The sequence below is a fragment of the Herpetosiphon sp. genome (assembly GCF_003512625.1).
In the GTDB taxonomy this organism is placed as follows: domain Bacteria; phylum Chloroflexota; class Chloroflexia; order Chloroflexales; family Herpetosiphonaceae; genus Herpetosiphon; species Herpetosiphon aurantiacus.
Map to the genome: position 1 here is coordinate 62239 of NZ_DOPT01000094.1, position 21087 is coordinate 83325.

Below are 21087 nucleotides of genomic sequence, written 5' to 3' on the forward strand. Positions count from 1 at the left end.
GAATGCTCACAGCAACAACCCAAATCTCAGCAGGGGTGATTGAAGATAACCCACAAAATTTAGAAATTGCGCGGGTTTGTCTGATTCATCAACTGCATGCCCATTATCAAGGCGGCTGGCGTTCCGGCCAGAGTTTCTTTACGTGGCACGATGAACACCCCAAGATTGGCTTCGACCTTTTATTATTGGATATTCACATGCCCAAGGAGAGTGGAATCAAACTCTATCAAGAGCTGCGTGAATTATTGCCAAAAACCAAAATTATTGCTTGGACAGCCGATGTTGTGCCGCAGCGCGTTGTCTTATACCAACAAGTTGGCTTTGATGGTATGATCGGTAAACCAATTAATACCAAACGTTTTCCATTACAAATCCAGCGGATTTTAGCTGGCGAAGCTGTCTGGGAGATTTAACTGTTATGTTGGATAATGCCGAACCAATTCTGCTGCTGGCTGAGGATGCCCAGACTGATGCCACGATTGTGCAAGTGATTGCCCAACGCTGTGGCTGGCAGGTTGTTTGGCTCAAAAGTCTCTTTGCAATGTGGCAATATTGTGTCAGTATGCTCGATCGTGAGCAGCCGCCGCTCAATTGCGTAATTATGCTCGATATGAAAATGCCTGATCCGGCATATCGCAATTTAGAAGGCTCAGTTTTAGCAACCTGGCTAAGCCATGCCATGCACGAACAGCGCCTCCAACAAGCACCAATTTTTGGCATGACGACCGATAAAACCTTACATCGCGAGTGGGAAGCAAAAATTGCTGGCTGTTATCAATTGTTTGAAAAGCCTTTGCGGCCTGAACATTTTCAGCGTTTACAGCAAAGTTTAAATAATCCAACACCGCCAGCCATCGACGGCGTTGATCAAATTGCGTGTGAGATTATTCGAAAACAACATTTGGATATTATGCACACGGTGATTGCGGCGTATCAAAATCAAGCAGCACCAAGCGCAAGCACCGATTGGTCATTGGATGAACTACGGGTGCTGTTGAGCCACCTCACCAATTCGATCTATTGCCCACGCCATTTGCAACAACAACGTGAGCAGATTCTAGAGCGAGCGGGTGGCTTGATGCAGCTTCAACGTTCAATCCGTGATTTTCTCACCAATCAACAACTCTCGACTTTCGAGCTAAAAATTCTCAATCGGATTTTGCAAGGCGTTTCGCAAGAGCGCATTGCGGCCCAAGAGGCGATTGGTCGGCGTAAACTTGAGGCAACAATTGAACATATTTTAGTAGCGTTTGGGCTTTTTCTCAGCAATTAATCCCCCCAAATGTACAATCTACATCCATTTGGGGGCTTTATACTAACAATTGAGCGATGAATAGGGGTTCTTTCAACGAAATCAGAAAGAACACACTCCACCGATGTGGAAACATATAGCGTAGCCATACTAAAGGGTTTAGGGTTGCTACGCTGTTGGTTTTTAACGATCGTTTTGGGGAAAATACCGATCAAGCCAAGCCAAATCAGCATGAGGATACAACCCGTCGTCATCGTTACTCTCTGCAAATTGGTTATGATAACGAAAATCTGCGTCAGCAGCTCGTGCTTGAATCGCCAACGGTGGTTTCTGACCATAAGGATACGAACCCAACTCGTGTAATGCTGGCAAACTTGCTAGCCAATTAAAATGGCTTGGATCTGCAAGATGCAGCTGTAGCCTATGCAATTTGGTTAATTGTAATAAACTGATTGGAACATGCTCAAACCGTGTACTATAAATTGACAAATCTTGGAGTTCACTCAATTGACCAATCCGCGGGTCAAGCAGTGTCCAATCTGGCGATTGCAAATGGAGTGATTGGAGTTGCTCAAGCTGCCAAAACCACGACGGAATATGTTCGTTAGAAAAGTCGCCATTGAGCCACAAGTAACGAAGACTCTTCAGCCACTCAGGCGTAGTGGGCATTGCAAGTAAATAGGCATCAACGCAACGCAATCCGCCTAAATTTCGACACTTCGCTAAATTCCGAACCTGCTTAACGTTTGCCATTTGAAGATCAAGACTCTTAAGGCTTGATAGAGCGTGATCGGCTAAAATAAGCTCACCTAACGATGATTCCGATAAGTTGATAAATTCGCATGGGCCATTGACCACCAACTCAGCATCGGCAAAATTGTTTTCACTAAGGTTGAGCGAGCGTAATTGCGGGTTGGATTGAATCGCCTGAGGAATAGAGGTTAAGTTGCAATGTTGCATCCAAACAGCAGCCAAGTTTGTTGGCAGATGCAGTTCTGGCTCAGAGAAGTTGCTATAGAATAAATTTAAAATGCGAAGACTGCTTAGTTCTGCGAACCAGGGTGGAATATGTAAATCATCAAGCCTCGAAAGATCAAGCTCTTGGAGTGGGTGCTGACGCAACTCGATCGGCAGCATTGTCAATCCAGTGTTGCTAAGATTCAAAATGCGTAAGCGGGTAGCAGGAAGCAAACGAAAATCGCGAATTGGGTTTTCAGCCAAGTCAAGCCGTTCGATGGCAGTATCGGCAATCAGGCGGGGAATGCTCTGAAAATGATTCTCCCGCAACAAAAGCTGTTTCAATTTCGGCATGCGCCTAACAATAGCTGGCAACTCGGTCATTTCGTTGGAGCTTAGATCGAGGATTTCGATTGAGCTTTGATCAAAATTTGCTGGCAATTCAACGTGAGGGCAACCAAAAAGCGACAATTCAACGAGCGGCAATTCAATTAACCAATCGGGTAACTGGCGTAAGTTATTACAACTCAAGCTTAATACCTTTAGTGGTAACTGGCGTAATACTGTTGGTACTTCGGTTAACTTACACTGAAATAAACCAAGGCTATTCAGGCTATGACATTGGCCCAGGAGATTCAGAAGTTCAGGGTTTGTTTCAAGTGGACAACAGCTCAGCAATAAGTTCGTCCATTGCTCGTCACGGGCAGTTGCTAAAACCAAGGGCCAATCATTGTAGCGGAGGAAATCTTCGGTCATGCTTCCCTCATTTAATTTATGCGCCCCGCAATGGCCTTGATTGCAGGGCGCGGTGCGATTATTTAGGCTTGCAAGGCTTGCAACTGGGCGTAGGCTCCGTGTTGGGCAATTAAGGTTTGATGACTACCAACCTCAACAATTTGGCCATGCTCAATTACCACAATCCGATCAGCGTTGCGCACGGTCGAAAGGCGGTGAGCAACCACAAAGGTAGTACGGCCTTGCATCAAGCGTTCTAAGGCCTCTTGAATTAAGCCTTCCGAGATGCTATCGAGCGCCGACGTTGCTTCATCCAAAATCAAAACCCGTGGGTTGCGAATCAAGGCTCGCGCAATTGCTAAGCGCTGGCGTTGGCCACCCGAAAGCCGCGTGCCACGTTCGCCAATGATCGTATCGAGGCCATCGGGCATGTCGAGCACAAACTCCAAGGCATTGGCATCGCGCAAGGCTTGCTCAATCGTCGCTTCGCTCACATCATTCAAACCATAACAAATATTGTCGCGCACCGAACCATCGAAGAGCAAGGTTTCTTGCGAAACAACCGAGATATGGCGGCGATAGCTGCGCAAATCAAGCGTTTGTAGATCATGACCATCAAGCAAAATGTTGCCAGCGCTGGGTTGCAAAAAGCCAATTACCAAATTAAGCAAGGTCGATTTACCCGAACCCGATGGGCCGACGAAGGCAATTGTTTCGCCTGGCTGCACTTCCAACGTCAGGTCGTAGAGCGATGAACGTTGGGTATCAGGGTAGCTGAAATGCACATTATTAAATTGAAAATGCCCAGCAACTTGATTGAGGCGTTGTTTGCCTTCGTTATCCTCAATATCATCGTTATCCAGAATTTCGCTGACCGACTGGACCGATTCCAAGCCTTTGCTAATTTGGGGTGCAAGGTTGGCTAATTCCATCACTGCGCCAGTCAAAATTGAGAAATAGCTGGTCATCAAAACCACATCGCCCACAGCCAAGGGCAAAAATTGGGTGTAGCAAGCCCAAGCAGCAACGACTAAACACAAGCCATTGAACAGATTGAAGCTGACCCATGAAGCCGCCCCAAATAGTGAATTGACCGCATCGAGGCGCAACCCAGCATGTTGAAATTGCACCAAGCGCCGATCAAGTTTGCGCATTTCTTCTTCTTCGGCGGCATGAGCACGAGTAATCGGAATCAGTTGGATCATTTCGCTCAAGCGTGCTGCCAAACGCTCAACTTGATGACGAAAGGCGCTATTGCTCGATTGAATGGGATTACGAGTGGTACGCAACACAATTGCTGCGAGCGGCACAGTTGCCACAAAAAAGACTAAAAACCATGGTGAACGAAAGGCCACCACAATAATTGCTGCCAGCAAATTTAAAATTGCCGCAGGGAAACTCTGAAACACATTGCGGGTTAATTGCTCGATAATTTCAACATCGCGCAGTACCTTGGCCTGCAACACGCCGCTACTACGTTGATTGTAAAAACCAATTGAAATTAATTGAAGCTGCTGCGCTAACATCGAACGCAATTTGCTTTCCATACGGCGAATTGCGCGGCTTAGCAAGCGAATATAAACATACTGAGTTGGAATATTCTGCAATAACACAATTAACAACAAAAATCCATCAAACCATAAACGCCCAAGCCCGATTTGGCCTTGACTGGCAATAATATTAATAATATCGGCAGTAATTAGCGGCATAATCCAAACTGGACTATGTTTAACAATATAGATCAGGCTAGCCAGCGCTAATTTACCCCAATCCTCACGATATAAGGTTAATAAAAGGCGCATGGGATTTTGAGCAGTTGATTTGGCTGCGGCAGATGAACGGCGGGCGGCAAGAGATTGATTGGTCATCGGCATAGCGATACCCTACGTTTGCAAAACAATGATCGGCGCGACATTGCGTAACCCTAGTCTACCGCATATGTAAAAATTCGCATAGCACCCAGGTTGGCAGGCGGCGAGCATGTTTTTAGCCAACATCAGCACGACCAAAATAGATTAACGTTGGCAGCTTAACCAGCTAACCTCATGATAAATAACTTAATATTCATGGTTGATCGGTTTAAGTAACCATTTTTTAATGCTTTATTTACCAAATTTCCTTAAAGTAGCTAAAAAAAGATTAAAAATCTGCTCTACTATTAGGATATGTCGTTTTTTTGATAAAAAGTTGACATTATTACAAGTTCTTGTTATGATGCCCTCCATACCGTAGTCCTACCTACTTTCTAGTCCTCTACACGGTAATCCCAACTCAATTGTGGCAAATAAACCATCGTAACCTTGTGGGTGCTCCCATAAGTTGCATTTGCTTTGCCAAAAGCGATATTTGGTTGCCACAAGCGAAAACATCACCTGATCGATATATTTAGGAATCAGCCAGCTCTCCCTCATTCACATTCCTAAATCGACCAGTAAACCCTTGGCAAATCTTGCCAAATCACACAATCCTTAATCAATAAATCGGATGGATGTTCGGCTAGGTGTCTCGTTAAATTATCTGAATTGGTATCAGTTCAGATATATTTAATCAAGTCATTCCTGATCAATTCAAGTCGTTAATCAAGGCTTGATAAGATTCTTTATAGCTATTCATCATAATAGTTTGAATTGCATGCTCGATAGGTATGCAGTGTAGTTAAGTTTGGCAAAAATTTAGCCTCTGGCTAGATTAAGTTCCAGCAGCCAGCTTAGCTAAGCTTTGCTATACCCAACATATCGAATCCTCTCAAAAAATTCATGTGGCGCTACAATTTAGCAAGGAGTCATCAGTGATCTTAATCATTACCAAGCTTTTAACCGATACGACTGTGGTTAGTGTCCGTGAGCTTTTAGAGGCCCAAGGTCAAGAGGTTGTGGTCTTAAGCCAAGAGGTTATGGAACAAAATGCCTCATTCCGAATCAATCAGAGTGCTGATGGCCACGCTCAGGCAATTTTGCGCTTAGGTGAGCGTGAAATAAACTTTGCAACTGATGTCAGCGCTGCATGGATTTGGCGTAGCTGGCGACCAGAGCCACTGCTTGAACGCTATCAGCAACTAGCCAAACAAACTGATGAATGGAATTTCTTTTCTAGCGAATGGGGTGCGTTATATAAAGGTATCGTTTTAGCGCTCAAATGTCATAACATTTTCTGTGTCAATCCACCACCATTTCACGAAGCATTTGAAGAAAAATGCGGTCAATTATGGACAGCCGCTGATATTGGCTTTAAAATTCCAGATACATTATTTACAGCGCATCTGCCATATGCCCAAGATTTCTATGAGCAACATGCTGATTCAATAATTTATAAGCCATTCCGTCCATTTTTCAAGATGATTCCACCAAAAGATCAAGAACCAAGCAAAATTGCCAAATTATTGACGAATCGGGTTTCTAAGCAACACTTCAGCAATGCTCGCAATGCAGTTCCCACCCCTGGTATTTTCCAACCCTACGTTGAAAAAGCCTTTGAATTACGGATTGTCGTCGTTGGTCGCGAAATTTTTAGCTGTGCAATTCATTCACAAAGCAGCGAACGTGCTCGCGAAGACTGGCGACGCTACGATATACCTAACACTCCGCATCAAATCTATGCATTACCCGATGATTTGGCCGCCAAGGTTCGCACCTATATGGATCGGCTCCAGCTGGTGTTTGGCAGCATCGATATGATTGTCACCCCCGAAGGCGAGCATATTTTTCTCGAAATCAACCCCAACGGCCAATTCGATTGGATTGATCGCCTGACAGGTATGCCAATTTATGAACATTTTGCAGCAATGTTACAAGCTGCCAGCATTGATTATCCAATTCCGTTGGCTCAGGAGGCTGTTAATGCTCAGTAAGACGTTAATTTACCGCCGCTTACCATGGATTCGTGCTTCAGAAGGCCGCGATTGCGGCCCCTCGGTTTTTGCATCAGTAGCGCATTTCTACAAGCATCGAATTACCTTGGAGCAAGCACGGTCTTTGGTTGGAGCCGATCGCAATGGTACAAGTTTGGCAGGTTTGCGTGATGGAGGCCGCGCAATTGGGCTTGAATCACGGCCTGCTCAAGCGATTTATAGCGCATTGCAACATATCCAATTGCCAGCGATTGCCCACCTCAAGGGTGGCGAAGGCCATTATGTGGTTATCCATAAATGGTCGCCAACCTCAGTGGTTGTGCTAGACCCTAGCCGTGGTCTGCGCACGCTCAGCAAAGCTGAATTTGAGGCCATGTGGAGTGGTTATTTAGTTGAATTTAAGCCTACCGCAGCGCTCAAACCTCGCGAGATCGATGTTAAGCCCTTCAAAACCCTGTTGCAGCTCGCCCGCCAACATAAACTTATGTTAGGAATTGTGCTCTTCTTCGCCTTGCTAGCAACCTCGTTAGGCTGGGTAACCTCGTTTTTTATGCAAATATTGATCGATTCGATTATCCCAAATCGTGATCAAGCATTACTTTTTGCCTTAGGTCTAGGGTTAATTTTGGTCAGTGTTTTCCAATCGACACTCCAATTTGGGCGTTTATGGCTTAGTGCCAAGGTTGGGCAGCATGTCCACCAAGCCTATTCAGCTCAGTATATTGATCGTCTGTTACGCCTACCAATGAAAGTATTTGATGTTCGTTGTATCCCTGGACTGGTGTTGCGGGTTACCCAAGCCGATGGGGTGCAATTAGCGCTTTCTGAAGGATTGATTACGATTTTGGCCGATGTAGCAATGTTTGTAACTGCATTAGGCATTATCGCATTCTATAACCCAATTGCGGCCTTGATCGCAGCAGCTGCCTTACCACTTGTTTGGTTTGTCTTATTCGCGTTGAATGATCGGGTGTATAACGCTCAATTAGCCGCAATCATTCGGATGGAAGAATTCACCTCGCAGATGGTCGATGTATTTGATTGTGTACGAACAATCAAGGTTTTTGGCGCAGAAGAACAATATAAAGCTTTACTCAACGAAAAATTGGCTAATTTCACAAAATCTCGTATGGATAGCCGAATTAATATCGCCCTGCCCAGCGCATGGAGCGTTTTAGCAACCTCATTAATTACTGCTTCAATTTTATGGTACGGCAGTAGCCAAGTATTTGCTGGGCGCATGACTCCAGGTGAGTTAGTTGTTTTGTTTGGAATGGTCGCATTTTATCTCCAACCAATCCAGCGTTTACCTGCCACAATTCTCAATCTGCGCACAGCGTTATTGGGCATTGAACGGATGGATGAAATTACCACCTTACCAGACGAAGCTTCACGAACCAGCGAACCAATCGCATTAGCTGAAGTCAAGGGCGAAATTAAGTTCAATGATGTGCATTTTGCCTATATGCGCAACAAAATGGTGCTAAAAAAGCTCAATTTTGAAATCAAGCCTGGCGAAACTGTAGCAATTGTTGGTGAAACTGGCTCAGGTAAAACCTCGTTGGCTAATTTGATCGCAGGTTTTTATCTCCCAACCCACGGCGATGTATTAATTGATGGCATTAGCACGCGCAATATCGACCCCGATGAATTACGACGCTCAATTAGTGCCGTCTTTCAAAATACGCGGCTGCTGCAACAATCAATTCGCGATAACATCACCCTGATGCGTGATACCGATTTAGAATTAATTCGCAATGCCGCCAAAATTGCTCAGGCCGATGAATTTATTGCAGGCCAAATGTATGGCTACGAATCGCAAGTGGCACGTGGTGGTGATAATTTCTCTTCTGGTCAAGGCCAACGCATAACGCTTGCCCGCGCATTGCTCAAAAATGCACCGATTTTAATTCTCGATGAAGCTACCAGCAACTTGGATAGCGCCACCGAACAAGGGTTTTTACAAGCCCTCGAAGATAATCGGGCTGGTCGCACCACCGTGGTGATTGCCCATCGTCTGAGCACCATTTTACGGGCCGACCGCATTTTGGTGATGGAGAATGGCGAAATTATCGAATCGGGCAGCCATGACCAACTTGTAGCCCAAGCTGGCCATTATTACAACTTGATCAAAGGCCAGATTACCAAGCCCGCTCCCGAGCCAATTGTCATGCCTGAAACCCATTTGAACCAACTCGCGGCCTAGGAAGTTACTGCGTAGCCTGCTACCTTAGCTTCAAGGTAGCAGGCAGGTTGAATGCGCCTAACATTGCTATCGGTCAAATATCATCAAGTAAGGATGGTACAGATTTTAACTCGCTATCAATAATTAAGCCTGATAGTGTGTAAACTTAAGAGTACTTTGATTAAATGAACAATTAAATTCTATTACTACCAATAAGTAGCAATTATCAATCAATTAAGCTATTTTTGGATATACTCATTTAATAATACAAGTAATTTTATAAAAGTAAATATGATTATAAAGTAACAAAAATACATAAATTAATCTTGACATATACAGAAATATTTCTATAATCATGCTCATTGCTGGAATTGAACAAGAATCTATTGTTCAATAATTAATCAAACTAACTTGAGGAGTATCAACAATGCGTGATCGTACAATGCTGGTAGAAAAGACCGAAGATGTGATTATTTTTGGCTTGACCTACCTCGAAGAAGAAGCTGCCGAAATTAACGATGTCGTTGGTTGTTTGATGCCAATTGATGGCGAAGGCTATACCGTGACTGGTTGCGATGATTCTGATGGCGGCAATCCAGGCGAAATGATTCCCTAATCGATTCAGATTGTATGGCTGTAGCTCATTTGCTAAAGGAGTAACACTTATGGAATTCAATACTATCAAAACTGAAGAACTGCCCATTATTTTCGGCCTAACCTACCTCGAAGAAGAAGCTGCCGAAATTAACGATGTTGTTGGTTGTTTGATGCCAATTGATGGCGAAGGTTATACCGTAACTGGTTGCGACGATTCAGATGGTGGTTATTTAATCCCATAACCTCATATTCAACATTTCGTAATTAATTCTATTCAAAGGAGTTATTCTGATGGAATTTGAAAACATTAAAACTGAAGAACTACCAGTAATTTTTGGCCTAACCTATCTTGAAGAAGAAGCTGCCGAAATCGATGATGTCGTTGGCTGCTTGATGCCAATCGATGGCTATTCAGGCACAAGTTGCGATGATATTGACGCAATTCCTTAATTCAAGCTTGATTCTTTCTGCTATCAATAATTGTGTGTAATTGTGTGTAAAGGAGTGACGTTCATGGAATTTGAAACCACCCAAATCAACGAAACGCCAATGATCTTCGGCCTGACATATCTCGAAGAAGAAGCTGCTGAAATTGACGATGTTGTTGGTTGTTTTGTGGTCGATGGCTACTCAGGCACCGGCTGCGATGATAGCGATATGCCTCCAGGCACTCAAATTCCTTAATTTCGCTAGCCAACAAATTTAGATTGTGTGTATAAGGAGTGACCTTGATGGAATTCGAGAACATCAAAACTGAAGAACTGCCAGCTATTTTTGGCCTGACCTACCTCGAAGAAGAAGCTGCTGAAATTAACGACGTTGTAGGTTGTCTGATGCCAATCGATGGCTACTCAGGCACTAGCTGCGATGATAGCGATCAAGGCTACGATATTCCTTAATCCTCATTAGGATTAATTTGGTACATTCCAGCAATCAAGCGAGCCATGGAAACCCATGGCTCGTTTTGCTTTAGTATCGATTCAATTTAGCTATAATCATATAAAGACCAAGCTTGGCTTTTCAGTAATTCTCGAATGGAATCATAGCGTTTCCATGGTTTATCCCACCAATTACATTTACGAAATAATAGAACTGTTTGATTAATATCAAAAAACTCAATTGTATAGCATTGATGGCCTAATGCTCGATGAATTCCAATTAACCTTGGTAAATCATAAGCACGATCCGGAAAATCGTAGCGTTTTTTCGAGCTAAGATTCGTTCACGCCGCAATTAAATCAAGCATTTCTATAACGATACTTGAATTTAAAAAATCAAATATTGAGCCTGAATTGCAAAATCACGGAGATTATCGCAGACAATAACCATTGAATATCCTTTATCCTGAAAATGTTGGCAGGAACCAACAACGGCAATGCATTTCATAACTTGCCGCTAGTTGTTGCATATCCAGCCAGCAAAAAATAATGCCACTATAAGTTATTGAATCAACTAGTTTAACTGGTTTTTCAGCCCATTCTGATTCCCAAATTGATTCATCATAATGTTGATGTTTTTGGGCTTTCTTATGCATTTTTGGATCAGTAAAGCCATGATCTGCCAGATGTACAAGTTTATGATAAATTTGAATAATTGGTTTCCATAGGCGGCAGCTTTGCCAGAAATCATAGTGAATGTTCATTCGGGCAAAAATTTGCGCTTGGTTGATTAATTCAGCATCTTTCAAATAGTCTAATCTAGCTTTTTGTTCCCGAAACACTGAAAATGCTGCCAATAGTTTAGCGCGTTTGGCATAAAATCCTAAAATATCGATTGTCAGATCATTATGTTCTAGGCGATTTTTAGTCGGAATAAAGATTGTTGTATGGATTGAATGATTAAATTGGCCAGCTTGGGCTGGCAAACTAATTTTATCAATATAATCATTTAGACAAACCCAAAAGACGTTTGTCGTTTGTTGATCAATCAATAATGCTAAAACGGGCCGACTCGCACCTAAACTATGAATTGTTTTAAGCAAACTGGTAGGAACATCCATCGGAATCACTTCCAATTGATTGGGCTTCAAGCTAAGCATAATTGAGTGATTCGGTGGTGGAATTTCCAAGATCTGTGGCTCGATTGGAGTTGTCCAATCAAGATAACAGGGTAACTCTTCACCAATCCAAGGCTGAATTTCGGCTTGATTGATAGCCATGCCAGCGATTTCAATTTTTATATGTAAACCGAGTTGTGGCAAATACTCGCTAATTTGCCACACAGGCGGCAAGGCTTGCCGCACGATTGCCATTATTGCTAGATTCAGTTTGGGATAGCTTGGCACTGCATGCCAGTTGATCGGCAAGGGTAAAGCTGGAATATGTGCACGAAATTCAGCTAATGGTTGAAGTTGATCAATGCAGGTTGGGCAAGTTTGAACAATCGTCCTCAGCCAAGCATAAATTGGCTCAAAACTGTGCGCATCCAAGGCCGAACAGCAAATAGGTTGCTGTGGCTGTCCATATGGATCAATTTTGGCCATCAATGGCGCTAGCAAATTCGCGCTTGCAAGATCAGATTTCGTGAGCACCCACAACCATGGCAACGTATCCCAAGCTTTATTAGATTGCCAAAAAGATTTAACAAAATCGACTAACTGGCGAGCTTGGCTCATTGGTGGAACCATCAACCAATGATCACGATCGTGGCCTGGCTCGATACAATAAATCACCCCAACGCAAGGGCGTTGCACGAAGGCTTCAAGTTCATCCTCAGGCTCAAGGGCATAATTGGTTATCCATTCAAATGTGATCGTATGTCCCTCAAAACCAAACTGGGCACGGGTACGATTATTTGGTTCATAGATCAGTGCAACAGGTTGTTCTACAGGTTGTTTTGCTTGAATTAAGGCCTGAATCAGACTATGGCGACCTGATCGAACATTGCCAAGCACTAAAATTGGGTGTGCCATACTGCGTCCTCACATATCAACGACCCTTCATGGTATTGTAACCCATCCCCAATCTAGAACGTCTAAAGCAATGCTGAATGGTACTATTTGGAGGTTTGGAATGCAACAGAAACGCTTAAGTTGGAATTGGGTTGGTGCAGGACTGGCAGGGGTTTTGTTGTTAACTGGTTGTGGTAGTCCGCAAAAAATAAGCTATGCAGCAGGCAACTCGATTACATCAAATACCAATATCAGTGGTTATAATTTTCTGGATTGGCAGGCTGGGATGCGGGTGCTGATGGTTTATGACGGCGCTTACCAGAAGGAAGACTGTGAATCAAGCATGGAGCTCAAGGGCACCACAGCAATAAATCAGTGTCGCATCGTCTTTAATGATGGAACGATCGTTGTATGGCGAATTGTAACCGATGATGGAAAGTCCGCCGAATTAATTATTAACGAAACCAGTTATCGTATTCCTGAAGCAGGCAATCTGGTTGTTATCCATCCTGAAAATGGTGTAATCCAGGTGCAACAACAACAACGCGAGCTTACAACCATAAGCTTTACCGAAAAATCTATTGATGCGTGGCTTAAAGCCGATCCACTGATCGCGCCGATTGTTTTCCCCAAAATCTATTGATGTGCTGATCGCGCCGATTGTTTTCTCCAGCCAACAATAATGACGAGTACTCACTTAATCTAGCAAGCCCACAGCGTGTAACTATGGGCTTGCCGAACCTATTGCAACGCACCAAACTTGCGCCAGTATGATCCAGTTATCAAACTCGCAACAAGCCACGAAACCCACGCGCCGCGTAGTACGAATCAGCGCCATTGTGATAGACAAACACTTGGTTGTAGCGTCGATCGCCAAAAATTGCGCCGCCAAGGCTACGAATTTCGCTAGGTGTGTGCAACCAACTTGATGTTTTGGTATCAAATGCGCCAAAGGTTTGTAAGCGGCGATAATCAGCTTCAGTCAACAGCTCGATACCCATTGCGAGCGCCAGATCGAGGGCATTGTGCGCAGGTGGATGCGCCTTACGCGATGTTTGGGCCGCACGGTCATAACAGGCGCTCCGCCGACCAGCCGGACTTTCAGCAGCACAATCAAAAAACAGATAGCTGTCAGACTGAGGATCGTAAGCAAGCACATCTGGCTCGCCGCCGGTTCGCTCCATTTCAGCAAGTGACCACAGTTTGGCGGGCTGTTGCTCGAGTTTTGCTTGAATTTTGGCCCATTCAAGCCCAACATGGCGCGACATATGTTGACTAAATCGTACCTGCAAATCGGTGATGAGCATTTCGCGCTGCTCAGGCAACAATATTTTTTCGTGGTCCATTAACATGACCTCCGGCAAGAGCAAGGATTGTTGGTGCTATGCAAGTTGAGCCATACCACCAACAATCTGGTTATTGAATAATTGCGCTACGGGTCATTTGTTGCAAAATAGCTTGGTTGGCAGCAAAGCCTGATTCGGGCACAAAGCCGACAATCACGCCTAAACTACCACCTGGGCCAGGCTTAACCGTAACGAACGCCTGAATTTTAGCCTCCTGACCACGCACAACCCGCACAAACTTAACCGTTCCTTCCGACGCATTAATAGCATATTCACGTTGGCTATTGGGTGCTGCTAGGATATTTATGGTCTCTTCGATAGCCGCTTGAATGCCAGCTACATCGTTGTTTTTACCAATCACTTTATTCGCCAAGATGCCTTGCTCGCCATCGACTGCGGTTGAGAAAAAAACAGCAAGGTTTTCGCCAATCACATATTCTGTCCAGGCTTGGGGGTGTGAAACACTCATATTGGTGTTCGCGTTGCGGGTTAAAATCACGCTACTTGGATCAATTGGCGTAGTTGGTAAATCGACAGGGCCAGCTGGAACAGCGGTTGAATCGGCGACAACCGGCGGAGGTGCGCTTGGTTCAGTCACAGTCGTAGCCAAAACCCAACCACTGGTACCTAACTCGGCTGCGGGCAAATCCATGTTTGCTCGTTCAAACAAGCGCACATTCCACCAAAGCACCCCACCAACCTCACGTGATTCGATATATTGCAGGCTATCATTTGGATTGACATTACCTTTGGATTGAGAGCGTTCATTTGGCTCAAATCGTAGCCCCGAGGTTGCCAGCGAACGCCCAATTGGCAAGTTAGGGGTCGCGGTTGGAATCGCATCTTGGGTTGCTTGGATTGAGCGTTGGGTGGCCCGCGCAAATATCGTTGGAGCAACTGCCGTAGCCGTAGCAGCATTTGCAGCATTTTGCTCACTCATAGTTTCATTAAGCAACCAAACCCCATAGCCTAATCCACCAGCAATCCCAAGCACTAACAAGGTTTGGAGTAAAACACCGAGTGGGCCTTGTTGACGCGGCCCCTTGGCCGAAAAGTTTGCATCCCAATCATTAGGGTCAATTTTACTTGGCACTGGTCGCCTCCCATGTGAACAATTGCACGCGCACCAGTATACGTTAAAAGTGCAAATTTGGGATAGCAACCAGCATGGCAGCATAGAATGCGTCGAGCCGCGATCATGATCACGGCTCGATTCAGCTTAAAGTGGTTGCCAAAGTGCTGGAACGATCTGTGGCTCCCAACCTGGTAACGAAGTATGGGCTTGAATACAACGATAGTTAATACCATTGTGCTGTACAAGGCTGCCAACGCTATAATTAGTATAGGCTTGCCAAGCACTCAGGGTTGGGGTGGCAGTCAATGGCGGTGGAGCCATGGTTGGCACAAGGGTTGGGGTGACGGTGGCAGGCACAATTGTGTTTGTCGGCGGCAAAATCGTTGGGGTAAGCGTCGCAGGTTGAGCAGCGAATATCACCGTCAATTCATGAATCGACCACCAATTAGCCGAACGAGCAGTTAGCTCAATGCGAACATAGCGAGCATTCCGAGCAGCAAAGTTGATGGTTGTGATTTGGCTTGAGCCGCTTCCTGTCGCCACAGTTGCCCAATCGCTGGTGTCGTCGCGAGTTTGAACAATAAACCCTGCTGGATAATCGCCACCTGAACTGCCTGCATCAAGTTTAATGCCTGAGATAGGCGTAACCCGCGGCAAACCGATATAAATCCATTGACCAGCTGCCTGTGGTAAGCCACTACTCCATCGGGTGTTGAGGTTGCCATCAAGCGCATAGTGCGTGCTACCGCCAGCTTCAGTCGATGAAGCATTCATAATGGTTTGGTCAGGCCGAGTAGTTGGGCTAACCACGGTTGGGCTGGCGGTGCGGGTTGGGCTGGCGGTCGGCGTACTGCCAGGCGTTGGCACAAAAGGAAACTGTTGATTTCCGGCGACATCACCCTCTGAGCGCAATGGAATAGTATTATCGGTAAAGACATTGCCATAAACATCAGTCAGGCGAAAGGTAAAGGGGCCAGTGCCCATTCCACCTGGCACCAGAAAATAATTATACTGGACGCGATCAACATTCTGGAAAATACCCTGAGGATTGCGATATTCAAACTTGGCAATTGCATTACGATGATTGCGGACTTGTACGCCAGCCCACCATTGGCTACTGCCTTCTTTATAGTTGTAGATAACGTTGCCACTGACATTTGGTGCGCTGATCAATTGCCAAGTAATTGGTACATTCCCCGCCTCAAGCGCTGCAATTCGCTCAAAAGCCTGCGGGCTAAGATCGATCCCGCCCACCACACAGCCAGGGCAACGATCAATAATTTTTACCGTAACGCTGCCCCGTGGCCCATTGACCGTCACATAGGCTCCGCAATAATCGGCCAAGCCATAATCGGTCGTATTCATGGCTGCCAAAAGCATATCGCTGGGCACTGGCAAACTACAATTACCCATACCTACCGTTGGATCATAAAACGTTGCCCGCCCGCTACGCAACGCCCATGGATCAGCAATCGTTTGCATACGTTGGGCGCTGCCTTGGGCAACAAATAGCGCTGAGGTTAACAATAAACTCAAGATTAAACCAAAGCTGAAAAAAGTGCCTTTACGCCAAGCCATAAAAATCCTCCAAAACTCGGGTAAAACATTGCTGTGATTTCATTTCAAGCTAGTTCGCATTAATAAGTTCAATGAAATTACAAACACACTTTAAGCAATTTTTTACAAAAGTCAAGATTTGAGATCAACATCTTACGATTGCCATCGAGCACGACTTGTTCTATAAAGGTATGAAATAAGCACAAGACAGAGGATTAGCAGATTATGAATACCACCCAAAGTTTTCTTGTAGCCCGTTGGATACGAGACGATATTCTACCAACCGATACTGAAACGAATACATACCAATCGTATCAGCAAACAATTGCCGATCTTGATCGTTGTGTGGCACAATTCGAACTCCTGCGTTCATCCCTCGATAAGTCCCTTTCGTCCGAGGCGGTGCTCCAAGCTATTCGCGATTTTGAAACGATTACCACCTTCATAAAACGACTTAGCGGGTATGCCGAGCTTTGGATAGCAGAGGATACGCAAAATCCGCATGCCCAAGCATGCGCAACCCTGATTGATATTGTGATTACAAAAGCAACGAATAAAACACTTTTTTTTCCCCTATGGTGGAAGAATTTGCCTGAGGATGTGGCTGCATCGATTCTTGGAGACATCCCCCAGTACGCCTATTGGTTGCGACAGATGCGAAGTGCTGTTATCCACACGCTGCCAGAACCTGTCGAGCAAGCTATTAATCTCAAGAACAGTACTGGTGTCACAGCGCTTCGTGCCTTGTACGATGCGATAACGAGTCGGTATAGCTTTACCTTAGAAGCCGATGGACAGATTCACCACTTAACTGATAGTGGTATTTGGGGCTATGCATCGCATCCTGATCCTGCTGTTCGCGATCGTGCTTTTGTTGAGCTGTACCGCGTTTACAGCCAAGATGCCTCGCTGCTTGGTCGTATTTATTTCACCCTCGTGCAGGATTGGTATCAAGAATATATTGAACTGCGTCGTTATAGCAGTCCCTTAGCGGTACGAAATCAGATGAATGATATCCCCGACGCGCTGATTGAAACCCTCTTTCGCGTTTGCCGCACCAATACCCCACTCTTTCACCGCTACTTCCGATTAAAAGCACGTTGGCTTGGAATGGAACGAATGCGCCGTTGTGATTTAGCGGCCCCGATTATTACCAAGAAACAATCCTATACCTGGAAACAAGCGGTTGAGATGACACTTGCAACCTTTGAGTCCTTTGATCCGCTTTTTTACCAGCTTGCGCATCGCATTTTTCAAGCAAATCATGTGGATAGTGAAGTGCGGAGTGGTAAGCGTCGTGGTTGTTGGTGTTTAGATTTTGGACCTACGATAACTCCATGGGTTCAGATTGACTTTAATGGTCGCGTCGATGACATTGCTGCCCTCATACATGAGTTTGGGCATGCTATTCATGGCATGCTCGCTGAACACCAATCGGTATTGCAATATGCTCCATCAATTCCCCTTGCTGAAGTTGGAGCATTGTTTTGTGAGTTACTTTTTGCCGATCATCTCTTACAACAAACCCATGATCCTGAGGTACGGATTGGGTTACGATTTAAACAGTTGAACGATTCTTTTGCCTTTCTCCATCGTCAAATCTATTTTACCTTTTTTGAATGCACAGCCCATGATTTGATTCAGCAGGGTGCTTCGATTGACGATGTTGCCCAAGCCTATCTTGATACGGTCAGAGAGGAATTTGGTGATACCATTGACATTCCTGATGCAATGCGCTGGGAGTGGACATTAATTTTCCATCTCTTCCATTATCCATTCTATATGTATAGTTATGCATTTGGACAACTGCTTGCTTTAGCGCTCTATCAGCAATATCGCCAAGAAGGAAATTCTTTTAAAGACCGCTTCTTTGAAATATTGAGGGCTGGAAGTTCTGATCATCCTGTCGCCATTTTGTCTAAGGCCGGGGTTAATATTGCTGATCCACTATTTTGGCAAGGTGGGTATGATGTGATTCAGATAATGCTCGAGGATATTGAACAGATACCAATTCCCTAAAATACATCTTTAATCCAACAAGCGATGGTATAATTGAAGCGGCCCTCAACTGCAATAAATCTGCTCCATGATGCTCTATGTAGTAGGCAACCACTTAGTTTGTAGAAGGAGTGCTTTGATGAAGCCTGAAGACATTGCCAAAAAAGTTCGTGAAGTTGCCGAAGAAACTTTGAAAAACGCCCATACCAATGCCTCAGATGATCAACTTGACCAAGCCAACGAGCCGCGTGATCGTCGCCCAGCCAAAGAGGCCGATGAGCATATTACCTTGCGCAAACGCCGCCGTCCTAGTGGCAACGATGATGATTAATCGTTAGCCCATGTTGTGTAATGTAGTCGATTTTTGCACTTTGTAGGAGTGTTGTATGCAGCAGATTGCGCCGCGACGTTGGCGTTTGACTCGTTTTAGCCTCATTTTACTCTTGCTCTTAGCCGCTTGTGCCGATCTCTCCGAACCAACTCCGGTGGCAAAACGCACTCCGATTGCTGGCCAAGCTACGCCCGCCGCCCCAACTCGCACCCCTGCTGGCCGCGATGATCAGAGTTGGCTGATTATGCTCTACTCCGATGCCGACGATGAGATTCTTGAAGAAGATATGCTCAACGACATCAACGAGGCTGAACTGGTTGGCTCAACCGATCGGGTGCGGGTAGTAGCTCAGGTCGATCGCTATGATGGCGGCTTCGATGGCGATGGTGATTGGACGAGCACCAAACGCTTTTACATCGAACAAGATGACGACCTTGAGCAAATGAACTCCAAGGAACTCGCCGACCTTGGCGAAGTCAATATGGCCGATGCCGATACCTTGACTGATTTTGTCACATGGGCCGCCAAAACCTATCCCTCGGACAAATATGTGTTAATTATGTCTGATCATGGGGCTGGCTGGCCGGGCGGCTGGAGCGACCCTGACCCTTCAACCACAGGTCGCCACGATATTCCGCTGGCCGAGAGCTTTGGCGATATGCTTTTTCTCATGGAAATGAGCGAGGCACTCGAACATATCATCGCTGAAACCAATATTGGCGAATTTGAGTTAATTGGCTTTGATGCCTGCTTGATGAGCCATGTTGAGGTCTATAGTGCGATCGCCCCCTATGCTCGCTATGCTGTGGCCTCGCAAGAAGTCGAGCCATCGCTGGGCTGGGCTTATGCTGCAATTTTGGGGCGATTAACCGATAGCCCTGAAATCGATGGCGCTGAGCTTTCGCGAGCAATTGTCGATAGCTATATCGAGCAGGATCAACAAATTCTCGATGATGATGCCCGCGCCAAATATGTTTCGCGCACCTACGATTTTGAGGGCAATGTTTCTGCTGAAGAAGTTTTAGAGCAAGAGCGCAAGGCCATCACCCTGACGGCAATCGATTTGGGCAAATTGCCTGCGGTGATCGATGCACTTGATCGTTTGGTGATTACTTTGGCCGAGGCCGAACGCAAAGACATTGCAGCGGCACGACGCTATACCCAAGCGTTTGAGAGCGTGTTTGATAGCGATCAACCTAAGCCCTACATTGATCTTGGGCACTTTGCCCAATTGCTCAAGCAAAAAGTTAATGTGCCCAGCGTCAACAAAGCCGCTGATGAGCTGATTGCAGCGATTGATCGCAGTTTGATCGAAGAGAAACATGGCGATGAAAAGGCTGGGGCAACGGGCATTTCGATCCACTTTCCCAATTCCAAACTGTATACCAGTGCCGATGCTGGCTACAAATCCTATAACATGGTTGCCGTAAACTTCGTCAACGATTCGCTGTGGGATGAATTTTTGGCCTTCCAATACGCCAAAAAGCCATTGCCAACCACCATTGAGCAACCAACCGCAACCGTCGAACGTCAGCCAACCCCAACGCCTGAGCCAATTGATGTGACCGAGGTTGAAGCACCTGGCTCCGAGCCAATTACGGTTGCTGCGATTGAACTTTCAAGCACAACCGCCAGTCTCGATCAGCCTGTTGTGCTCACCAGCAGCATCACTGGCGATAATATTGCCTTCGTTTATATCTTCATCGGCTACTATGATCAAGAGTCCGATTCAATTCAAGTTTTGGATATGGACTACCTTGACGCTGAACAAACCCGCGAAATCGGCGGAGTCTTTTATCCCGATTGGGGCGAGGCCTCGACGATCGATATTGAGTTTGAGTGGGATACGCAAGTTTTTGCCATGCACAACGAAACCACCGCAAGTCTAGCCTTGTTTAGCCCCGAAGATTATGGAGCATCGCCCGAAGATGCCACCTACACCGTCGAAGGCTTGTACACCACTGCCAAAGGCAAAAAGACTCGACGCGCGTTGTTGTTGTTCAGCAATGGCGAGTTGGTACAAGTGCTCGGGTATACTGGCAAGGAAGATACTGGTTCGTTGCGCGAAATCAACCCTAAGCGTGGCGATAAATTTGTGGTGCTCGATACTTGGCTTGAAGAATCACAACAAACTGGCGAGAGCGAATTTGTCAATTACGAAGGCGAAACCTTTGTGTTTGGCGATGACAACTTTACTTGGGAGCTTGAACCAGCTCCTGCTGGGAATTACCTCGTTGGCTTCTTCGCTGAAGATTTTGATGGTAATGTCTACTCAGCCTATGAAACCTTGATTATCGAGTAAACCTTTAAATCGTAA

19 protein-coding genes are annotated in these 21087 nt (G+C 45.5%); 13 read left to right on the plus strand and 6 right to left on the minus strand.

Going from position 1 to position 21087, the window contains the following annotated elements; genetic code table 11:
- Positions 1 to 2: 2 nt before the first annotated feature.
- A complete protein-coding gene (locus DEF47_RS20530) occupies positions 3 to 413 on the plus strand; it encodes a response regulator (RefSeq protein WP_012189381.1) in 411 nt (136 codons plus the stop codon).
- A gap of 5 nt (positions 414 to 418) precedes the next feature.
- On the plus strand, positions 419 to 1273 hold the full coding sequence (locus DEF47_RS20535; RefSeq protein ID WP_012189380.1) for a response regulator: 855 nt from the start codon (positions 419 to 421) through the stop codon (positions 1271 to 1273).
- Positions 1274 to 1435: 162 nt separating this feature from the next.
- Here the strand turns inward: DEF47_RS20535 and DEF47_RS20540 are convergent, their stop codons facing one another.
- Entirely contained in the window at positions 1436 to 2965 is a 1530-nt protein-coding gene (locus tag DEF47_RS20540) for a leucine-rich repeat domain-containing protein (protein ID WP_012189379.1), read from the minus strand.
- Positions 2966 to 3027: 62 nt separating this feature from the next.
- A complete protein-coding gene (locus DEF47_RS20545) occupies positions 3028 to 4812 on the minus strand; it encodes an ABC transporter ATP-binding protein (RefSeq protein WP_287045324.1) in 1785 nt (594 codons plus the stop codon).
- A gap of 920 nt (positions 4813 to 5732) precedes the next feature.
- On the opposite strand from DEF47_RS20545, the gene DEF47_RS20550 reads away from it, so the two are divergent.
- The 7 genes from DEF47_RS20550 to DEF47_RS20580 all read left to right on the plus strand — a co-directional run bounded on the left by DEF47_RS20550 (position 5733) and on the right by DEF47_RS20580 (position 10472).
- Entirely contained in the window at positions 5733 to 6791 is a 1059-nt protein-coding gene (locus DEF47_RS20550) for an MvdC/MvdD family ATP grasp protein (RefSeq protein ID WP_012189377.1), read from the plus strand.
- Positions 6781 to 8997 carry a peptidase domain-containing ABC transporter gene (locus DEF47_RS20555; RefSeq protein WP_012189376.1) on the plus strand — a complete coding sequence of 739 codons (2217 nt, stop codon included), beginning with the start codon at positions 6781 to 6783 and terminating at the stop codon, positions 8995 to 8997. Before DEF47_RS20550 ends, DEF47_RS20555 begins: the two co-directional genes overlap by 11 nt.
- A gap of 406 nt (positions 8998 to 9403) precedes the next feature.
- Positions 9404 to 9592 carry a herpeto-tandem family RiPP gene (locus DEF47_RS20560; RefSeq protein WP_012189375.1) on the plus strand — a complete coding sequence of 63 codons (189 nt, stop codon included), beginning with the start codon at positions 9404 to 9406 and terminating at the stop codon, positions 9590 to 9592.
- 49 nt (positions 9593 to 9641) lie between these two features.
- Positions 9642 to 9815 (plus strand): herpeto-tandem family RiPP, encoded by a 174-nt coding sequence (locus DEF47_RS20565; RefSeq protein WP_012189374.1) that lies wholly within the window; start codon positions 9642 to 9644, stop codon positions 9813 to 9815.
- Between the two features lie 49 nt (positions 9816 to 9864).
- Positions 9865 to 10023: a herpeto-tandem family RiPP gene (locus tag DEF47_RS20570; protein WP_012189373.1), complete on the plus strand. Its 159-nt coding sequence runs from the start codon at positions 9865 to 9867 to the stop codon at positions 10021 to 10023.
- 63 nt (positions 10024 to 10086) lie between these two features.
- Positions 10087 to 10257 (plus strand): herpeto-tandem family RiPP, encoded by a 171-nt coding sequence (locus DEF47_RS20575; RefSeq protein WP_012189372.1) that lies wholly within the window; start codon positions 10087 to 10089, stop codon positions 10255 to 10257.
- 47 nt (positions 10258 to 10304) lie between these two features.
- The gene (locus tag DEF47_RS20580; protein ID WP_012189371.1) at positions 10305 to 10472 is read left to right on the plus strand and encodes a herpeto-tandem family RiPP; all 168 of its coding nucleotides are present in this window, start codon (positions 10305 to 10307) and stop codon (positions 10470 to 10472) included.
- A gap of 440 nt (positions 10473 to 10912) precedes the next feature.
- On the opposite strand, the gene DEF47_RS20585 is transcribed toward DEF47_RS20580, so the two are convergent.
- Entirely contained in the window at positions 10913 to 12484 is a 1572-nt protein-coding gene (locus DEF47_RS20585; RefSeq protein ID WP_012189370.1) for a GTPase domain-containing protein, read from the minus strand.
- A gap of 100 nt (positions 12485 to 12584) precedes the next feature.
- Between DEF47_RS20585 and DEF47_RS20590 the strand changes: the two genes are divergently transcribed.
- On the plus strand, positions 12585 to 13106 hold the full coding sequence (locus tag DEF47_RS20590) for a hypothetical protein (RefSeq protein WP_012189369.1): 522 nt from the start codon (positions 12585 to 12587) through the stop codon (positions 13104 to 13106).
- Between the two features lie 139 nt (positions 13107 to 13245).
- On the opposite strand, the gene DEF47_RS20595 is transcribed toward DEF47_RS20590, so the two are convergent.
- The 3 genes from DEF47_RS20595 to DEF47_RS20605 all read right to left on the minus strand — a co-directional run bounded on the left by DEF47_RS20595 (position 13246) and on the right by DEF47_RS20605 (position 16462).
- Positions 13246 to 13809: a DUF4256 domain-containing protein gene (locus DEF47_RS20595; protein WP_012189368.1), complete on the minus strand. Its 564-nt coding sequence runs from the start codon at positions 13807 to 13809 to the stop codon at positions 13246 to 13248.
- A 70-nt stretch (positions 13810 to 13879) separates the two neighbouring features.
- Positions 13880 to 14902 carry a hypothetical protein gene (locus tag DEF47_RS20600; RefSeq protein ID WP_012189367.1) on the minus strand — a complete coding sequence of 341 codons (1023 nt, stop codon included), beginning with the start codon at positions 14900 to 14902 and terminating at the stop codon, positions 13880 to 13882.
- A gap of 126 nt (positions 14903 to 15028) precedes the next feature.
- On the minus strand, positions 15029 to 16462 hold the full coding sequence (locus DEF47_RS20605) for an expansin EXLX1 family cellulose-binding protein (protein ID WP_012189366.1): 1434 nt from the start codon (positions 16460 to 16462) through the stop codon (positions 15029 to 15031).
- Positions 16463 to 16666: 204 nt separating this feature from the next.
- On the opposite strand from DEF47_RS20605, the gene DEF47_RS20610 reads away from it, so the two are divergent.
- The 3 genes from DEF47_RS20610 to DEF47_RS20620 all read left to right on the plus strand — a co-directional run bounded on the left by DEF47_RS20610 (position 16667) and on the right by DEF47_RS20620 (position 21072).
- Positions 16667 to 18460, plus strand: a complete 1794-nt coding sequence (locus DEF47_RS20610; RefSeq protein WP_012189365.1) for a M3 family oligoendopeptidase — start codon at positions 16667 to 16669, stop codon at positions 18458 to 18460.
- Between the two features lie 118 nt (positions 18461 to 18578).
- Complete coding sequence (locus DEF47_RS20615) at positions 18579 to 18770, plus strand: hypothetical protein (RefSeq protein ID WP_012189364.1); 192 nt, start codon at positions 18579 to 18581, stop codon at positions 18768 to 18770.
- 55 nt (positions 18771 to 18825) lie between these two features.
- Positions 18826 to 21072 (plus strand): clostripain-related cysteine peptidase, encoded by a 2247-nt coding sequence (locus tag DEF47_RS20620; RefSeq protein WP_012189363.1) that lies wholly within the window; start codon positions 18826 to 18828, stop codon positions 21070 to 21072.
- Positions 21073 to 21087: the final 15 nt, after the last annotated feature.

What these genes read in the sequence shown, in the direction of transcription:
- DEF47_RS20530 (WP_012189381.1), top strand. Translation starts at nt 3, where the DNA reads ATGCTCACAGCAACAACCCAAATCTCAGCAGGGGTGATTGAAGATAAC.
- DEF47_RS20535 (WP_012189380.1), top strand. Translation starts at nt 419, where the DNA reads ATGTTGGATAATGCCGAACCAATTCTGCTGCTGGCTGAGGATGCCCAG.
- DEF47_RS20540 (WP_012189379.1), bottom strand. Translation starts at nt 2,965, where the DNA reads ATGACCGAAGATTTCCTCCGCTACAATGATTGGCCCTTGGTTTTAGCA.
- DEF47_RS20545 (WP_287045324.1), bottom strand. Translation starts at nt 4,812, where the DNA reads ATGACCAATCAATCTCTTGCCGCCCGCCGTTCATCTGCCGCAGCCAAA.
- DEF47_RS20555 (WP_012189376.1), top strand. Translation starts at nt 6,781, where the DNA reads ATGCTCAGTAAGACGTTAATTTACCGCCGCTTACCATGGATTCGTGCT.
- DEF47_RS20560 (WP_012189375.1), top strand. Translation starts at nt 9,404, where the DNA reads ATGCGTGATCGTACAATGCTGGTAGAAAAGACCGAAGATGTGATTATT.
- DEF47_RS20565 (WP_012189374.1), top strand. Translation starts at nt 9,642, where the DNA reads ATGGAATTCAATACTATCAAAACTGAAGAACTGCCCATTATTTTCGGC.
- DEF47_RS20570 (WP_012189373.1), top strand. Translation starts at nt 9,865, where the DNA reads ATGGAATTTGAAAACATTAAAACTGAAGAACTACCAGTAATTTTTGGC.
- DEF47_RS20575 (WP_012189372.1), top strand. Translation starts at nt 10,087, where the DNA reads ATGGAATTTGAAACCACCCAAATCAACGAAACGCCAATGATCTTCGGC.
- DEF47_RS20580 (WP_012189371.1), top strand. Translation starts at nt 10,305, where the DNA reads ATGGAATTCGAGAACATCAAAACTGAAGAACTGCCAGCTATTTTTGGC.
- DEF47_RS20585 (WP_012189370.1), bottom strand. Translation starts at nt 12,484, where the DNA reads ATGGCACACCCAATTTTAGTGCTTGGCAATGTTCGATCAGGTCGCCAT.
- DEF47_RS20590 (WP_012189369.1), top strand. Translation starts at nt 12,585, where the DNA reads ATGCAACAGAAACGCTTAAGTTGGAATTGGGTTGGTGCAGGACTGGCA.
- DEF47_RS20595 (WP_012189368.1), bottom strand. Translation starts at nt 13,809, where the DNA reads ATGGACCACGAAAAAATATTGTTGCCTGAGCAGCGCGAAATGCTCATC.
- DEF47_RS20605 (WP_012189366.1), bottom strand. Translation starts at nt 16,462, where the DNA reads ATGGCTTGGCGTAAAGGCACTTTTTTCAGCTTTGGTTTAATCTTGAGT.
- DEF47_RS20610 (WP_012189365.1), top strand. Translation starts at nt 16,667, where the DNA reads ATGAATACCACCCAAAGTTTTCTTGTAGCCCGTTGGATACGAGACGAT.
- DEF47_RS20615 (WP_012189364.1), top strand. Translation starts at nt 18,579, where the DNA reads ATGAAGCCTGAAGACATTGCCAAAAAAGTTCGTGAAGTTGCCGAAGAA.
- DEF47_RS20620 (WP_012189363.1), top strand. Translation starts at nt 18,826, where the DNA reads ATGCAGCAGATTGCGCCGCGACGTTGGCGTTTGACTCGTTTTAGCCTC.